This is a genomic window from Caulobacter sp. Root1455 (genome assembly GCF_001426905.1).
Taxonomy (GTDB): Bacteria; Pseudomonadota; Alphaproteobacteria; order Caulobacterales; family Caulobacteraceae; genus Caulobacter.
Genome location: NZ_LMFQ01000024.1, coordinates 591,451 through 605,759 on the forward strand (window position 1 = coordinate 591,451; position 14,309 = coordinate 605,759).

Consider the following 14,309-nt stretch of genomic DNA (forward strand, 5'->3'; position numbering starts at 1 on the left):
TAGGACGGTCGACGCCGCGCCCTAGGTGTCGAGCAGCATGTCGGGCCGGGCCCGCAGGCGCGCCGCGTCGCGCAGCGGCGGCGCGCCGAACAGCCGGGCGTATTCGCGGCTGAACTGCGAGGCGCTGTCATAGCCCACCGCGTGGCCGGCCGAGCTGGCGTCCAGCCGCTGGGCCAGGATCAGCTTGCGCGCCTCCTGCAGGCGGATCTGCTTCTGGTACTGCAGGGGACTGAGCGCGGTCACCGCCTTGAAATGGCGATGCAGGGCCGAGGGGCTCATGCGCGCCTCGGCGGCCAGCGCCTCGATGCTGAACGGCTGGTTGAAGTGCCGGGTGATCCAGCCGATGGCCCGCTTGACCTGGCGCATGCGGCCGTCGGCCCGGGCGATCTGGGCCAGGCGCGGCCCCTGATCGCCCAGCAGCATGCGGTAGAGGATCTCGCGCTCGATCAGCGGGGCCAGGACGGCGGCGTCGCGCGGCGTGTCGATCAGTCGGACCATCCGCATCACCGCGTCCAGCAGGGGCGGATTGACCTGGCTGACCGCCATGGCCCCGATCAGCGGCCCGGCGTCCTGGGCCAGGGCCGGCTCGCCGCCCAGCTGCAGCAGCAGGTCGCCGATCACCGCCGGGTCGAGGTCCATGCGGAAGCTGAGATAGGGCTCCCGCGGCGAGGCCTCGATCACCTGGCCGATCACCGGCAGGTCCACCGAGGCGACCAGATAGTTCAGCGCGTCGTAGACCAGCACCGAACCGCCGCTGAGCACCTGCTTGCGACCCTGGGCCACCACGCAGACCGCCGCGCCGAACACGCCGTGCTTCGGTTCGGTGGGCTGGCTCGCGCGATGCAGCGAGGCCTTCTCGCAGATGCCGTGCTCTCCATCGTGAGGCGCGTATCGTTCAATCAGCGCGGCGAGTTCGCCTTGCTCGACCATCGGCATTTCCTTTTGCGGACGGACGTTGTCCTACGCCTGCCGGGCTTGCCGGTCACGCCTGTCAGAGGTGATGTGCAGGATCGTGCAATCAAGGGGCAGCATCGGTCTATCGCGAACAGCGATCCATGAGTCATGGTGGCGACATCCCGCCTCGCCGCCGTCGCCGCCCCTTTCCGAGCTCTCGCCCTTTCCTAGGGTCTGGGGACCCGGGACCGAACGACGCAGCGGCCGTCCGCCCCCGAGGATATCATGACACGCTTTACGCCCCGCCGGCCCCAGGCCGCGCCTCGGTGGTTCGTCGCCGCCTGGCCGACCGCCGCCGCCCTCGTCACCGCCGCCTCGGCCCTGAGCGGCGTCCATTGGGGAGCCGTCCATTGATCGGCCGCCGCGTCTCCGGGGTCTGGGCCAGCGCCAACGGGGCGGTGAGCCTGGAGTTGCGCCTCGACGGCCGGTTCGAGGAACACCACGACGGCGAACTGGTCTTCGAAGGCCACTACGAGCTGGTCGGCGACGACGTTCGCCTGTTCGAGGACGGCGGCGGACAGCTGGCCGGCCGGCTGACCGAGGGCCGCCTGAGCCTGACCCCGCCGCCCCGCGCCCAGCGTCGCCGCCACCCCGGACATGGCCAAAAACACGGGCGGCCTTCCCTCCACGCCTCCCACCCCCTATATTGAGTTCGTTCGGGTTCGCCCGGACTATGGGGATAAACGCGCACGTAATAAGCGGACTGGACCCGGGTGCGATTCCCGGCGGCTCCACCAAGACCTCCCGAGTTATCACGGGAATGCATGGGGCCGATCAGCATCGACAGACGTGTAAAGGTGTATGCTTTCTCTCGGCGTGGCTCACCGTATCGGGCCGCTAAACTAACTGCGAACGATAACTTCGCTGAAGAGTTCGCCATCGCCGCGTAATGCGGTGCGGGTGATCTCGCCTCTTAAGTCCTAGGGGTTCAGATCCTTAGGCGGGGCCCGGAGGGAGCCTGCCAACAGAATCCCTCCACTTTCCACGACATCGCCGAGGCTCCCTCCTCTTCCTTGCGAAGGGATGCGGGAGCCTGCCAACAGAATCCCTCCACTTTCCATATTCAAACTCCGCGCCTTTCCCTCCCCCTTGTGGGGAGGGTGGCCCGCATAGCGGGTCGGGTGGGGCTTGCTGAGCCCGCCGCCCTGCACCGATCCCCCACCCGTCGGCTTCGCCGCCACCCTCCCCACAAGGGGGAGGGAAAGCTCTCTCAAAATTGACGCCCGTTCCACCTTTGCCGCTTCCCCGCGACACGCTACTCTGCTCGCTTCGTTCCAGTTCCCGCTTTACGATGGACCGCATGGCCCAGACCAATCCGCCTGAAGATCTGATGCAGTACGAGGCGATGGCCCAGGACGCCCTGCGCGGCGTCGTGAAGGCCGCGCTGAGGAAGGCCGCCGCGCCCGGCGGCCTGCCCGAACCGCACCATCTGTACATCACCTTCAAGACCCAGGCGGCGGGCGTCTCGGGCCCGCAGGACCTGCTGGGCAAGTATCCCGACGAGATGACCATCATCCTGCAGCACCAGTACTGGGACCTGGCGCCGGGCGAGACCTTCTTCTCGGTGACCCTGAAGTTCGGCGGCCAGCCCAAGCGGCTGTCGGTCCCCTATGCGGCGGTGACCCGGTTCTACGACCCGTCGGTGCAGTTCGCCCTGCAGTTCGAGGCTCCGGAAATCATCCCGCAGGCGCCCGAGCCCGAGCCGGAACCCGAGGTCGTCGCCACCACCGAGGGCGGCGAAGAGGCTCCGAAGATCATCTCCCTCGACCAGTTCCGCAAGAAATAGCCGCGTGAGCGACATCGCCCCAAACGATGTGGCCCCAAGCGACGTGGCTTCGGACACGCCGCGGACCTTGACGGACGAGGCGATCCTCGCGCGATTTCTCGCGTCCAAGAACCCACCAGGCAGCGCCCGCACCCTGGGTTTCCGCATGCTGTCGGTCAACCAGGCCGAACGCCGGGTCGAGATCGCGTTCGAGCCCTCGGTCGAGGCGGTCGGCAATCCGATGGGCCAGGTCCAGGGCGGCTTCGTCTGCGCCATGCTGGACGAGTGCATGTCGGTGGCGGGCATGATCACCTCGGGCATGACCAGCGTGGTCCCGACCCTGGAGATGAAGACCAGCTTCCTGCGTCCGGCCCTGCCCGGCCCGCTCAAGGGCGTCGGCTGGGTGGTCCGCTGGGGCAGGACCGTCTGCTTCCTGGAAGGCGAGCTCTACGACCCCGAAGGCCGGCTGCTGGCCAAGGCCAGCGCCACGGCGATCCCCACGCCGTTCTCGAAGTTCAAGAAGTAGGCCGGCCATGCAGCGGTTCGCGAGCCTGGTTCTGGGTTTGCTGCTGCCGCTGCTTGCTGTCCCCGCGCACGCCCAGGGTCCCTTCTCCAACTGGGCCGCGGTCGTCGTGGCCGGCGACTGGCACGCCCATTCGGGCGGTCCGACCGAGGCCTTCGACAACGCCCGCCGCGACATCGGCCTGACCTTGGCGGGCCTCGGCTTCGCCCCCGACGCCATCCGTCAGTATTCGGTGCGTCCCAAGCGCTATCCGGCCGTGAGGCCAAGCAAGACCGACCTGCGCGCCATCCACGACGACCTGCGCGACCTAGCGACCAAGAATACCGCCGGCTGCCTGGTCTACCTCACCAGCCACGGCGCGCCCGAGGGCGCGGTGCTCGACGACGACATCCTGCCGCCCAGCCTGCTGGCGGCGGTGGTTGACGACGCCTGCCCGGCGCGCCCGTCGATCGTCGTGGTCTCGGCCTGCTTCTCCGGCGTCTTCGTCAAACCCCTGCAGCGCGAGGACCGGATGATTCTGACGGCGGCGCGGTCGGACCGCACCTCGTTCGGCTGCAGCGAGGACGACAAGTACCCCTATTTCGACGACTGCTTCCTGTCGTCCGCGCCGACCGCCCGTGACTTCGCGGCCCTGGGTCGAGCGGTCCAGGGCTGCGTGGCCCGGCGGGAGCGCGACACCGGGGCCGAGCCGGCCTCGGAGCCGCAGCTGTGGATCGGCGCCGGCCTACGGCCGCTGCTGCCGCTCTACGCCTTTCCGCGCCCGCCGCCGCGAGGCTCGGCGAAACCCGCCGCCGCCACGCTTTCGCGCGGCGCTGAACGATAATGCGTCCACGGGAAAGAGGCGGCAGGCGGACCACAGCCCCTTTGATCCCCGGCCGGGGCGCCCTAGAAGTCTGCTCACCTTAATTTTCCATAGCCGGCGAGGTCTTGTTCGTGACGCTGCGTCTTTCGTTCAGGGCCGTTCTCTCGGCGGCGATCATCGGTTGCGGCCTTTTCGGCGCGACGATGGCTGAAACCCAAGACGTCGCCCCCGCCGGACCGCCGCCGGCCACGGCTCCGACCGCCACGCTGCCGTCCGCCCCGATACCCTACACCCCAACGGTCCGCCGTCGCCGCGCCCCGCGCCCGCAATCCGCCGCGCCGGCCGCCGCGACGCCCGCGCCCGCGACAGCGTCGAGCGCCGCCGCCCCGACCCCGTCGCCCGTCCTGACCAGCCCGTCGGCGCCGCTGCCGGCCGCCGACCTCGAGGCCTATGTCGACGGCGTCGTGCGCGACCGCATGCTCCGCGACCATATCGCCGGCGTGACCATCGCCGTCGTCCAGAACGGTCAGGTGGTGCTGAAGAAGGGCTACGGCGTCGCCAGCCTGAAGGACGGCCGCAAGGTCGATCCCGACAAGACCCTGTTCCGCATCGGCTCGATCTCCAAGACCTTCACCTGGATCGCCCTGATGAACGAGGTCGAGGCCGGGCGCATGCGCCTGGACACCCCGATCAACATCTACCTGCCCGAGAAGCTGCAGCTGAAGGACCAGGGCAAGAAGACCCCGGTGCGCCTGCGCGACCTGATGACCCACACCGCCGGGTTCGAGGACCGGGCCCTGGGCCAGCTGTTCGAGCGCGACCCGCGCCGCGAGCGTCCGCTGGAGCTGTATCTGCGCCAGGAGCGTCCCAACCGCGTGCGCGAGCCGGGCCTGCTGCCGGCCTATTCCAACTACGGCGTCGGCCTGGCCGGCGCGGCCCTGGCCAATGTGACGGGCCAGCCGTTCGAGAAGGTGGTCGCCGAACAGGTGATCCTGCCCGCCGGCCTGACGCACACCACCTTCCGCGAAAACCGTCCGTGGCAGGACAATCTGCCCGCCCCGATGGCGCCGAACCTGGCGGCCGACCTGTCGGACGGCTTCCGGTGGACCCCGCTGGGCTTCCAGACCGAGGCGCCCGAATTCATCGGCCACATCGCGCCCGCCGGTTCGGCCTCCAGCACCGCCGGCGACATGGCCCGCTACATGACCCTGCTGCTGAACGGCGGGACCATCGACGGCAAGACGATCTTCTCGTCCAAGACCGGCGCGCTGTTCCGCACCCCGACCTACCGCCCGGCCGACGGCGCCCCCGGCTGGAACGCCGGCTTCCAGGACATCCCCCTGCCCGGCGGCCGCCGCGGCTTCGGCCACGCCGGCGCGACCCTGTGGTTCCACTCCAACATGGTCATGGTTCCCGACCTGGGCCTGGGCATCTTCGTGGCGGTCAACACCGACACCGGCGCCGACCTGCCCAGCAGCCTGCCCTCGACCATCCTCGAGCGCTTCTACGCCCCGCGCCCCGAGATCCCCGCCGCCAGCCGGATCACCCATGACGAGGCGCGGGCCTATGAAGGCCAGTTCCTGACCACCCGCCGCGCCTATGGCGGGCTGGAGGGCTTCATCGACCGCCTGATCGGCGAGGCGACCGTGCGCGCCGCCCCGGACGGCCGCCTGACCCTGACGATCGACCGCAAGTCCAGCCAATGGACGGCGACCGACCAGCCCGACACCTTCGCGCCGGTCAGCGGCCCGGGCCTGCTGGTCTTCCAGCGCGACGACGGCAAGGTCACGCGGTTCTTCTCGCCGATGGGCGAGGCGGCGTTCGAGCGCGTCGGCTTCCCGCATCAGCCCGCCCTGCTGACGACCTTCGCCGTGCTGACCGCCCTGGCGGCCATCGCCACCCTGATCGGCGTGGCCACCCGCGATCGCCGCGAGGCGCGCCAGACCCCGACCCAGGCCCGCGCCAGCCTGCTGCAGACCATCCAGGCCATCCTCTGGCTGATCGCCCTGATCGGCGTCGGGGTGTTCGCCAACGGCGCCAGCGATCTGGCCAAGGTGTTCTACGGCTGGCCCAGCGGCTGGCTGCTGAGCGCCTCGGCCTGCGCCTTCGTCGCCACCCTGCTGACCATCGCCACCCTGGCCATGCTGCCCCTGGTGTGGCGCGGCGGCCGCCGGGTCGACAGCTGGGTTTCGCTGCGCAAGCTGGCCTTCACCTGCACGACCCTGATCTTCCTGGGCTTCGCGCTGCTGCTGGCGGCGTGGGGCTTCCTGGAGTTCTGGAACACCTGACTTTCACCCGCTCATCCCGGCATTCGCCAGGATGAGCGGAATTTAAGTCGGCACGTCCCATGCACCGCCCTCCCCGAGAAAGCCTCGGGGGGAGCCGATCGTGTCAAAACTGGACGCCGCCATCTTCGGTCTGGCCGGCCTGCTGGCCTGGCTGGCGGCCACGCTGTTCTACGCCGCCTACGGAAACGGCCTGCTCGAGCAGGCCTTCTGGTTCTACGCGCTGAACGCCTTCGCGGCGGCGGCGGCCGTGACCTTCGTGTTCCAGGCGACGGCGCGGTTGCGGCGCATTCCGCGCGGTCGGCGGCTGTTCCCGGCCTTGGCCTACGGCATGCCGATCCTGGCCGGCGCCGACCTGGTGCTGGCCAACTTCCAGAAACTGATGTCCGACGACCCGGCCAGCCAGGGCCGCTACGGCGCCTTCATGCTGGTGCTGCTGTTCGCGGTGGGAGCGTCAGTCTTCGAGCGTGGCCCGCAGAAAGCGCGACTCTAGCTTCCGCACCACGATGACGATCCGCTCGCGCTCGGCCGGGCGGCGCTCGACCAGCAGCCGGGCGACCTGGGCGTCGTCGTGGAAGGCGTAGCCCTTGATCGCGTCCAGCAGGGCCTTGGCCAGGTTGTCCAGGTCCATCCACGGCGGCTCGCCGACGAACTCCATGCCGATCTCGACCGAGAACTCGCCCCAGGCCGGCCGCGAACCGCGCCAGACCTTGCGGAAGAACTCGTAGATCAGCGGCTTGTAGTACTTGGCCTGGGTGGTCAGGCCGTCGACCACCAGGGTCAGTTCGCCGCCGTCCTCGCGGGCCCTGACCTTGCCGTGATGCGTCCAGCCGTCGTCCATTCCCCCCGGCATCAAGCTTGGGGCTCGACCTTCACGGCGGTGCCATAGGCCAGGACCTCGGTGATGCCTTCCATGATCTCGTTGGCGTCGTAGCGCATGGCGATGACGGCGTTGGCGCCCAGCTCGGCCGCGTGGGCCACCAGCAGGTCGTAGGCTTCCTTGCGGGCCGCCTCGGCCAGGTCGACATAGATCGACAGCTTGCCGCCGAAGATCGACTGGATCGAGCCGCCCAGATTGCCGATCACGCTGCGCGAGCGGACGGTGACGCCTCGCACCAGGCCCAGATGGGCGACGACACGGTAGCCGGGCAGGTCGTTGGTGGTGGCGACGAGCATGGGAGTCTCCCAAAGAGCGGAGGTGCGTCCCGCCCCTATATCGGACCGCTCGCCGCCCCGCCATGACTAGAGCATTTTCGAGCGAAGTGGACATCGGTTCGCGTGAAGAAAATGCGTCGAAACAAATACCTAGAGCCGCAGATGGATCCCGCGCCGGTGCAACGGGGCGATCACCAGCGTGATCAGGGTCAGGATCGCCAGGGCGCAGAGGAACGAGGCCAGGTAGGGATCCGCGGTCAGCCGCTGGGCCGTCTCGAAGCCGAAGCCCTGGGGCGTCAGGTCCGGAAGGCCCGCGCGATGCTTCAGTGTCAGGCCGCCGCAGGCGCCCAGCACCTGCGAGACCACGAAGGCCAGGATGGCGTTGCCGCCCAGCACCTTCAGCGGCGCCGCGATGATCCGGGCCGCCCGGACCTTCAGGACGGCCTGGAGGACGACCAGGGCGACCAAGGAGGCGCCGCTGCTGAACAGGGCGAAGCTGGACGTCCAGATCCGCTTGTTGACCGGTACGACCGGATCCAGCGCCAGGCCGGCGACCACCAGGGCCGCGCCCAGAACCAACAGCGGGACGAGACTGGCCGCCCCCTCCGCGCCCCGCTCCGAGCGCCGGGTCAGCATCGTGGCGGCGATCGCGCCGAGCAGCACGTTGACGGTCGCCGGCAGGGTCGAGAGCAGGCCCTCCGGGTCGTAGGTCACGCCCACGCCCTCGGTCAGGCCGTAGGGCCACAGGTGCGGGATCGTGAACACGGCCCGGTCGACGAAGGCCGGCAGCGAGCCGTGCGAGTCCAGCCGCCCGACGCCGAAGGCGGGAACCGGCGTGAACGCCAGCAGCGCCCAATAGCCGACCAGCAGCGCCACGGCGGCCAGGGCGGTGAAGCCGATATCGATCTGCGGCGTTCCGTCGGCGGCCGGCTTGGCGGGCAGCAGACAGACCGCGCTGGCCAGGGCGTAGCACAGGCCGATCCGCTGCAGGACGCCGGGTATGCGCAGGTGGGCCAGGTCGAAGGTCGGCAGGGCGTTGAGCACCAGGCCCAGCAGGATCAGCAGGCCGGTCCGGCGGGCCACCTTGACCCACAACGCGGCCGAGGCTCGATCCCCCGCCCGCAGGCGCGGCGCCGAGAGGCCGATCGCCATGCCGACGCAGAACAGGAAGGTGGGAAACACCAGGTCGGCCGGGGTCCAGCCATTCCAGGCCGCGTGCTTGAGCGGCCCATAGCTTTGGTCCCACGATCCGGGACTGGTCACGAGGATCATGCCGGCGACGGCCAGTCCTCTCAAGACGTCGAGCGCCAAGATCCGTCCATCGCCAGCCTTCGCCGAGCCCATGGTCGTCCTCCCCTGTGTCTCGGGAGATATGAGCATGAAAGACAGCGCTGTCAATCAAAAATGGATTTGTCCGTTACATATCATGCGCCGACTAGGCTCATCAGATCATCCGCGCGGCGCCGTCAAATCCTGCGAAAACGACCAGATCTCAAGATCTTGACGCTCTCTCGTCCGGGTCAGGAAGACCGCCCTTCCCGCCTCAGATTCCCGCCATCGCGGCCAGCTTCATCACCGTGTTCCAGTTGCGGGCGGTGCCGACCGGGGCCTTCTTGGTCTTCTTCCAGTCGCGATCCAGCATCGACTCGCCGATGCCGTCGATGAAGTCGACATAGAGCTCCTTGCCGCCGCCCTCGACCCGCTCGCGGCCGGTGATCGCCGCGCGCAGCACTTCGACGTCGGCCGCCGGGATCGGATGCTTGAGGAAGTTGACGACCAGGTGGCTTGGCCGGGCCTCGACCAGGTCCGGAAACGGATTGGCGGCGATGATCGCCTTCAGCTCCGCGGGCGAGCGGACCATGAAGTCGGTGCGCAGGCCCATGCGCTTCTCCAGACCGTCCTCCAGGCGTCTTTCGATGTCGGCGTCCGCATCGCTTTTGTGGGGGCCGCCCTTCCCCCATAGCACCAGGTTGCCGCTGGCCAGCAGGGTCTTGGCGTCGTCGAAGCCCAGGTCCTTGGCCAGGCCCAGCAGGTCGTCCTTCAGCACCTTGCGGCCGCCGACATTGACGGCCCGCAGCAGGGCGATGTGGGGGCTCATCGGCGAACTCCGTTCCTCGAACGTTCTTGTCGTAGCGTCGCCGGTGCGGCTTCGCAAGTCGGGAGCGTTGCCCTCCGCCCGCCTTGGGTCTAGACCCCCGCTCGACAGATTTCCGGGAGACCCGCCGCATGACCGCCACGCGCAACGAGACCGACACCTTTGGCCCGATCGCCGTCGAGAACGACAAGTACTGGGGCGCTCAGGCCCAGCGTTCGCTCGGCAACTTCAAGATCGGCTGGGAGAAGCAGCCGCTTCCCGTCGTCCGCGCCCTGGGCATCGTCAAGCGCGCCGCCGCCGAGGCCAATCTGGCCCTGGGCAAGCTGGACCCGAAGATCGCCGAGACCATCGTGGCGGCCGCCAACGAGGTCATCGACGGCAAGCTGAACGCGCACTTCCCGCTGGTGGTCTGGCAGACCGGCTCGGGCACCCAGTCGAACATGAACGCCAACGAGGTGATCTCGAACCGCGCGATCCAGATGCTGGGCGGCGAGATGGGCAGCAAGAAGCCCGTCCACCCCAACGACCACGTCAATATGAGCCAGTCGTCGAACGACACCTATCCGACGGCCATGCACGTGGCCTGCGCCGAGCAGATCGTCCACGACCTGCTGCCGGCCCTCAAGCACCTGCACGCGGCGCTGAAGGCCAAGTCCGACGCCTGGGCCAAGATCATCAAGATCGGCCGCACCCACACCCAGGACGCCACGCCCCTGACCCTGGGCCAGGAGTTCGGCGGCTACGCCCAGCAGGTGGCCAACGGCATCGAGCGCATCGAGAGCACCCTGCCCAAGCTGATGGAGCTGGCCCAGGGCGGCACCGCCGTCGGCACCGGCCTGAACGCACCCGTAGGCTTCGCCGAGAAGGTGGCCGCCCAGATCGCCGCCATCACCGGCCTGCCCTTCACCACCGCCCCGAACAAGTTCGAGGCCCTGGCCGCCCACGACGCGATGGTCTTCAGCCACGGCGCGATCAACACGGTCGCCGCCAGCCTGTTCAAGATCGCCAACGACATCCGCTTCCTGGGCAGCGGCCCGCGCGCGGGCCTGGGCGAACTGAGCCTGCCGGAAAACGAGCCCGGCTCGTCGATCATGCCCGGCAAGGTCAACCCGACCCAGTGCGAGGCCCTCACCCAGGTCTGCGTCCAGGTGTTCGGCAACCACGCCGCCGTCACCTTCGCCGGCAGCCAGGGCCACTTCGAGCTGAACGTCTTCAATCCGGTGATGGCCTACAACTTCCTGCAGTCGGTGCGTCTGATGTCGGACGCCGCGATCAGCTTCACCGACAACTGCGTCGTGGGCATCGAGCCGCGCGTCGACAACATCAAGAAGGGCGTCGAGAACTCGCTGATGCTGGTCACGGCCCTGAACGGCAAGCTGGGCTACGACATCTGCGCCAAGATCGCCAAGACCGCGCACAAGAACGGCACCACCCTGCGCGAGGAAGCCGTCGGCGGCGGCTACCTGACCAATGAAGAGTTCGACCAGTACGTCCGCCCCGAGAACATGATCTCGCCGGGCTGACTTTGATCCAGCTGATCCGGATCATCGACGACCTGCCGGACGGCTTCGACGCCCTCCTCGCCGACGCGGCGAGCGAGGGCGTCGGCAACATGGCGCGGCTGGCCGAGGGCTGGACCGGCGGCGGCCAGCGCTTCGACGGCGACGGCGAGGCCCTGCTGGGCGCGCTGCTGGCCGGTGAGCTGGCGGGGATCGGCGGCCTGTCGGTCGAACCCGCCGCCGACGAGCCGGCCCGTCGCGTGCGCCGCTTCTACGTCCGCCCGACCTTCCGCCGCCAGGGCGTGGCGCGGACCCTGGCCGCGGCCCTCGTGCAGGAAGCCCTCGACCAGGTCGATCTCCTGACCTGCAACGCCGCCGCCTCCCCCGCCGCCGCGCCGTTCTGGGAAGCGCAGGGGTTTTCGCCGGACGATACGGGACCTTGGACGCACGTGTTGCGGCGGAGCGCGAGCTAGAAACGCCAGTTTCCGCGCCTGTCAGGCGGTCGAGGGTCGTGTTAGCCTTCGCCCATGGGCAAGGTCGAACTCGACATCGGCATCGATCCGGAACTGCTGGCGCAGGCCAAGCAGCTGGGGATTTCAGTCGCCGGCATGAGCGAGATCCAGCTGAGGCTGCACCTCCAGAAGATCGATCCCGCCGGCGCCGAGGAACGCGCTCGGCGCTGGGCGGAGGAGAACGCCGAGGTGATCGGCGAACTCAATCAGTTCGTCGAAGAACACGGCGCGTTCGGCGCGGAGTGGCGCCGCTGGTGACCCGCCAGTACGACGTCTTCCAAAATCCTGGCGCGCCCACGCGCGCCAAGGTCCCCTATCTCGTCGTCTTGCAGTCCCACCTGTTCGAAGCCCTGCCAACGGTGGTCATCGCGCCACTCATGCGTCTTGAACAGTCGGCGCACGACAGCAAGGTCTTGGTGGAAGTCGAGTTCGCGGGCGAAAACCTCGTCGTCAACGCGGCGTTCCTCAGCAACATCGAGCACCGCGAACTAGGTCGATCGCGAGGTTCACTCGCCGCCTACGAAGACGACATCCGCCGCGCCGTCGACCGCCTGTTCACCGGGTTCTGACGCCTAGCGCCGGTCCACCACCGTCCGCCCGATCGGGGCGATGGCCGCGATGGCCAGCTGCAGGTCCTTGATCGCGAACGGGATGCCGATGATCGTCACGGCCTCGGCGGCGGCGGCGATCAGGTGCGACAGCGCGATGTACCAGCCGCCCAGCAGGAACCAGATCACGTTGAGCACGCAGCCCAGGCCGCCGGTGCCCAGGTCCTCGCGCCCGGTGACCAGCTCGCGCGGCACGAGCTCCTTGCCGAAGGGCCAGAAGGCGAAGCCGGCGATGCGCCAGGCCGCGCCCGTATAGGGCAGGCCCACGATCGTGATGGCCAGCAGCGCGCCGCCCAGCAGCCACAGGCAGCCCGAGATGAAGCCGCCGCAGATGAACCACAGGATGTTGAGCAACAGGCGGATCATGACGGTCTCCGGCGAAAGCGTGGTCCCAGGGCGCGGCCTAGGCGTGCGACGAATCGGGATCGATGTCGAGCTTCACCTTTCTCGCCCGGCGGACGTGACCTTGCCACAAGCTATCGCTATGTGTCGGTCGAGAAACGAAGCCGCCGCGCTTGATTCCAAGGCGCCGCGCCGCCACGAGGGCTCCATGGGTCTGTTCCGCAAGAAGAAGCACCAGGCGATCTCGCTGCCGGTCGGCGTCGCCCCGGTCCCGGCCTCTGTGAAGTTCCGCGGCTGCACCTTCCGCATGCCCGATCACTGGGTGATCACCAAGCAGCTGCTGGACGGCAAGGACTACGAGCCCTGGGTGCTGGACTATTTCCTGCAGACCCTGAAGCCCGGCATGACCGTGCTGGACGTCGGGGCCAGCTGGGGCGCCTTCGCCTTGCCCGCCGCCAAGAAGGTCGGGCCGACCGGCCGGGTGATCGCCATCGAGATGAGCCCGGGCAACGGCCGGGTGATCCTGGAAAGCGCCAAGACCAACGCCGTCGACAACATCCGGCTGATCCTGGTGGGCGTGTCCGACAAGCTGGAGACGGCCTTCCTGCGCCGCCAGACCATGCACAACAACCACCAGCTGGAGCCGGCCGGCCAAGCCGCGCCGGACGACCTGAGCGACTATGACTTCGCCCCGGTCGTGCCGATCGACCTGCTGCGCGGCGAGCTCGGGCGGGTCGACGTGATGAAGATCGACATCGAGGGCATGGAATACCGCGCCTTCATGGGCGCCAAGGCCTTCATGGCCGAGCAGAAGCCGATCACCTTCCTGGAATATTCGCCGCGCTTCCAGGCCGAGACCTCGCGCGCCGAGGGTTCGGCCCTGCTGAGCTTCTTCCTGGACCTGGGCTACGGCGTGGAGATCCTGCACCGCAAGAAGAAGCGCGAGGCGGTCAAGGGCGCCAGCGCGGCCGAGGTGATCGCCGCTATCGACGCGGCCTGGACGCGCCACGTCGAGGACGACAACGGCACCCACTTGGACCTTTGCCTGAAGGCGAAGGCCTAGGCGCGTTGCGTCCTTCGAGGCTCGCCTTCGGCTCGCACCTCAGGATGAGGAATTCAGCAAAACGTTCCTCATCCTGAGGCGCCCGCGCAGCGGGCCTCGAAGGACGCAGGAAGGTTCAGCCTACTTGATCAGCTGCCACCGGCTGGCCCACGGGCCCTTGCCGAAGCGCGCGAGGATCAGCAGGTAGAGGCCCGCATAGATCACCGTGCCCACGCCCACGGCGGCCATCGCCCAGGGGCCGGGCGCGTGCCAGGGCGGCGCCGTCAGCCAGTTGTGCGGCGGAGCCGCCAATTCCAGCCACAGCCCGCCCACCCAGGCCAGCGAGAACAGCAGTACGGCCGGATAGCGCAGCAGCGGGCTCTTCTGGACCAGCAGCAGGAATTGGACGAAGGCGACGGCCAGGCCGGCGGCGATCGCCGCGCCGGCGCTCGCCCAGCCATTATGCGTCAGGGCCTTGACCCGTACGGCGGCCGAAAGGGCGGCCGCCACCGGCGCCCACAGCATCGGACCGAACATCAGCAGCAGGACGCCCAGAACGACCACCACGCCCAAGCCCCCGCCGACCACCTTGCCGGCCGTCCCGCCGGCCTGGTGGACATGACCGTGCGGATCGCCGCTGGGATTTTCGGGCGTGGCCTTCAGGACGGTGTTCAGAGACGGCAGCGGGCCTTCCGGCGGCAGCGGAAGCATGTTGCTGATCCTGGAT

Annotated in this window: 19 protein-coding genes, 1 other RNA gene and 1 pseudogene; 14 read left to right on the forward strand and 7 right to left on the reverse strand. The window is 68.7% G+C overall.

Annotated elements, in window-relative coordinates; genetic code table 11:
- Positions 1-21: 21 nt before the first annotated feature.
- The gene (locus ASD21_RS20355; protein WP_056445654.1) at positions 22-930 is read right to left on the reverse strand and encodes an AraC family transcriptional regulator; all 909 of its coding nucleotides are present in this window, start codon (positions 928-930) and stop codon (positions 22-24) included.
- Between the two features lie 249 nt (positions 931-1,179).
- Here ASD21_RS20355 and ASD21_RS25100 point away from each other — a divergent pair, with 249 nt between their 5' ends.
- From ASD21_RS25100 to ASD21_RS20385, 8 genes are all read left to right on the forward strand, one after another.
- On the forward strand, positions 1,180-1,308 hold the full coding sequence (locus ASD21_RS25100) for a hypothetical protein (RefSeq protein ID WP_268761032.1): 129 nt from the start codon (positions 1,180-1,182) through the stop codon (positions 1,306-1,308).
- The gene (locus ASD21_RS20360) at positions 1,305-1,604 is read left to right on the forward strand and encodes an Atu4866 domain-containing protein (RefSeq protein WP_056445657.1); all 300 of its coding nucleotides are present in this window, start codon (positions 1,305-1,307) and stop codon (positions 1,602-1,604) included. The genes ASD21_RS25100 and ASD21_RS20360 overlap by 4 nt, the downstream gene beginning before the upstream one ends.
- Positions 1,570-1,934, forward strand: a transfer-messenger RNA (tmRNA) gene (ssrA, locus tag ASD21_RS23605). The genes ASD21_RS20360 and ssrA overlap by 35 nt, the downstream gene beginning before the upstream one ends.
- Positions 1,935-2,254: 320 nt before the next feature.
- Positions 2,255-2,740, forward strand: coding sequence for an SspB family protein (locus ASD21_RS20365; protein ID WP_056445661.1), 486 nt, complete (start codon positions 2,255-2,257; stop codon positions 2,738-2,740).
- Positions 2,741-2,744: 4 nt separating this feature from the next.
- Positions 2,745-3,245 (forward strand): PaaI family thioesterase, encoded by a 501-nt coding sequence (locus ASD21_RS20370; protein WP_235524926.1) that lies wholly within the window; start codon positions 2,745-2,747, stop codon positions 3,243-3,245.
- Positions 3,246-3,252: 7 nt separating this feature from the next.
- Positions 3,253-4,065, forward strand: a complete 813-nt coding sequence (locus ASD21_RS20375; protein WP_056445664.1) for a C13 family peptidase — start codon at positions 3,253-3,255, stop codon at positions 4,063-4,065.
- A gap of 110 nt (positions 4,066-4,175) precedes the next feature.
- On the forward strand, positions 4,176-6,332 hold the full coding sequence (locus ASD21_RS20380) for a serine hydrolase (RefSeq protein ID WP_056446261.1): 2,157 nt from the start codon (positions 4,176-4,178) through the stop codon (positions 6,330-6,332).
- 100 nt (positions 6,333-6,432) lie between these two features.
- Positions 6,433-6,822: a hypothetical protein gene (locus tag ASD21_RS20385; RefSeq protein ID WP_056445666.1), complete on the forward strand. Its 390-nt coding sequence runs from the start codon at positions 6,433-6,435 to the stop codon at positions 6,820-6,822.
- Here the strand turns inward: ASD21_RS20385 and ASD21_RS20390 are convergent.
- From ASD21_RS20390 to ASD21_RS20405, 4 genes are all read right to left on the reverse strand, one after another.
- Positions 6,784-7,182, reverse strand: a complete 399-nt coding sequence (locus ASD21_RS20390) for a RusA family crossover junction endodeoxyribonuclease (protein WP_235523916.1) — start codon at positions 7,180-7,182, stop codon at positions 6,784-6,786. The genes ASD21_RS20385 and ASD21_RS20390 overlap by 39 nt on opposite strands.
- Positions 7,182-7,505, reverse strand: coding sequence for a YbjQ family protein (locus ASD21_RS20395; protein WP_056445672.1), 324 nt, complete (start codon positions 7,503-7,505; stop codon positions 7,182-7,184). The genes ASD21_RS20390 and ASD21_RS20395 overlap by 1 nt, the downstream gene beginning before the upstream one ends.
- Before the next feature lie 129 nt (positions 7,506-7,634).
- Positions 7,635-8,828: an acyltransferase family protein gene (locus tag ASD21_RS20400; protein WP_056445674.1), complete on the reverse strand. Its 1,194-nt coding sequence runs from the start codon at positions 8,826-8,828 to the stop codon at positions 7,635-7,637.
- Between the two features lie 199 nt (positions 8,829-9,027).
- The gene (locus tag ASD21_RS20405; protein WP_156390816.1) at positions 9,028-9,582 is read right to left on the reverse strand and encodes a DUF1697 domain-containing protein; all 555 of its coding nucleotides are present in this window, start codon (positions 9,580-9,582) and stop codon (positions 9,028-9,030) included.
- Positions 9,583-9,710: 128 nt separating this feature from the next.
- Here ASD21_RS20405 and fumC point away from each other — a divergent pair, with 128 nt between their 5' ends.
- The 4 genes from fumC to ASD21_RS20425 are packed head-to-tail and all read left to right on the forward strand — an operon-like array spanning position 9,711 to position 12,159.
- Positions 9,711-11,102: a class II fumarate hydratase gene (gene fumC, locus ASD21_RS20410; protein WP_056445680.1), complete on the forward strand. Its 1,392-nt coding sequence runs from the start codon at positions 9,711-9,713 to the stop codon at positions 11,100-11,102.
- Positions 11,103-11,104: 2 nt separating this feature from the next.
- The gene (locus tag ASD21_RS20415) at positions 11,105-11,551 is read left to right on the forward strand and encodes a GNAT family N-acetyltransferase (RefSeq protein ID WP_056445681.1); all 447 of its coding nucleotides are present in this window, start codon (positions 11,105-11,107) and stop codon (positions 11,549-11,551) included.
- Between the two features lie 54 nt (positions 11,552-11,605).
- On the forward strand, positions 11,606-11,848 hold the full coding sequence (locus tag ASD21_RS20420; protein WP_056445684.1) for a type II toxin-antitoxin system CcdA family antitoxin: 243 nt from the start codon (positions 11,606-11,608) through the stop codon (positions 11,846-11,848).
- A complete protein-coding gene (locus ASD21_RS20425) occupies positions 11,845-12,159 on the forward strand; it encodes a CcdB family protein (RefSeq protein WP_162250258.1) in 315 nt (104 codons plus the stop codon). Before ASD21_RS20420 ends, ASD21_RS20425 begins: the two co-directional genes overlap by 4 nt.
- Positions 12,160-12,162: 3 nt before the next feature.
- On the opposite strand, the gene ASD21_RS20430 is transcribed toward ASD21_RS20425, so the two are convergent.
- The gene (locus ASD21_RS20430; RefSeq protein ID WP_056445691.1) at positions 12,163-12,564 is read right to left on the reverse strand and encodes a YccF domain-containing protein; all 402 of its coding nucleotides are present in this window, start codon (positions 12,562-12,564) and stop codon (positions 12,163-12,165) included.
- Positions 12,565-12,748: 184 nt separating this feature from the next.
- Between ASD21_RS20430 and ASD21_RS20435 the strand changes: the two genes are divergently transcribed.
- Complete coding sequence (locus ASD21_RS20435; protein ID WP_056445694.1) at positions 12,749-13,603, forward strand: FkbM family methyltransferase; 855 nt, start codon at positions 12,749-12,751, stop codon at positions 13,601-13,603.
- Positions 13,602-13,735, forward strand: a pseudogene (locus tag ASD21_RS24140) (hypothetical protein); the annotation flags it as partial. The gene ASD21_RS20435 and the pseudogene ASD21_RS24140, both read left to right, overlap by 2 nt.
- On the opposite strand, the gene ASD21_RS20440 reads toward ASD21_RS24140, so the two are convergent.
- Positions 13,724-14,293 (reverse strand): hypothetical protein, encoded by a 570-nt coding sequence (locus tag ASD21_RS20440; RefSeq protein WP_156398439.1) that lies wholly within the window; start codon positions 14,291-14,293, stop codon positions 13,724-13,726. The pseudogene ASD21_RS24140 and the gene ASD21_RS20440 overlap by 12 nt on opposite strands.
- Positions 14,294-14,309: the final 16 nt, after the last annotated feature.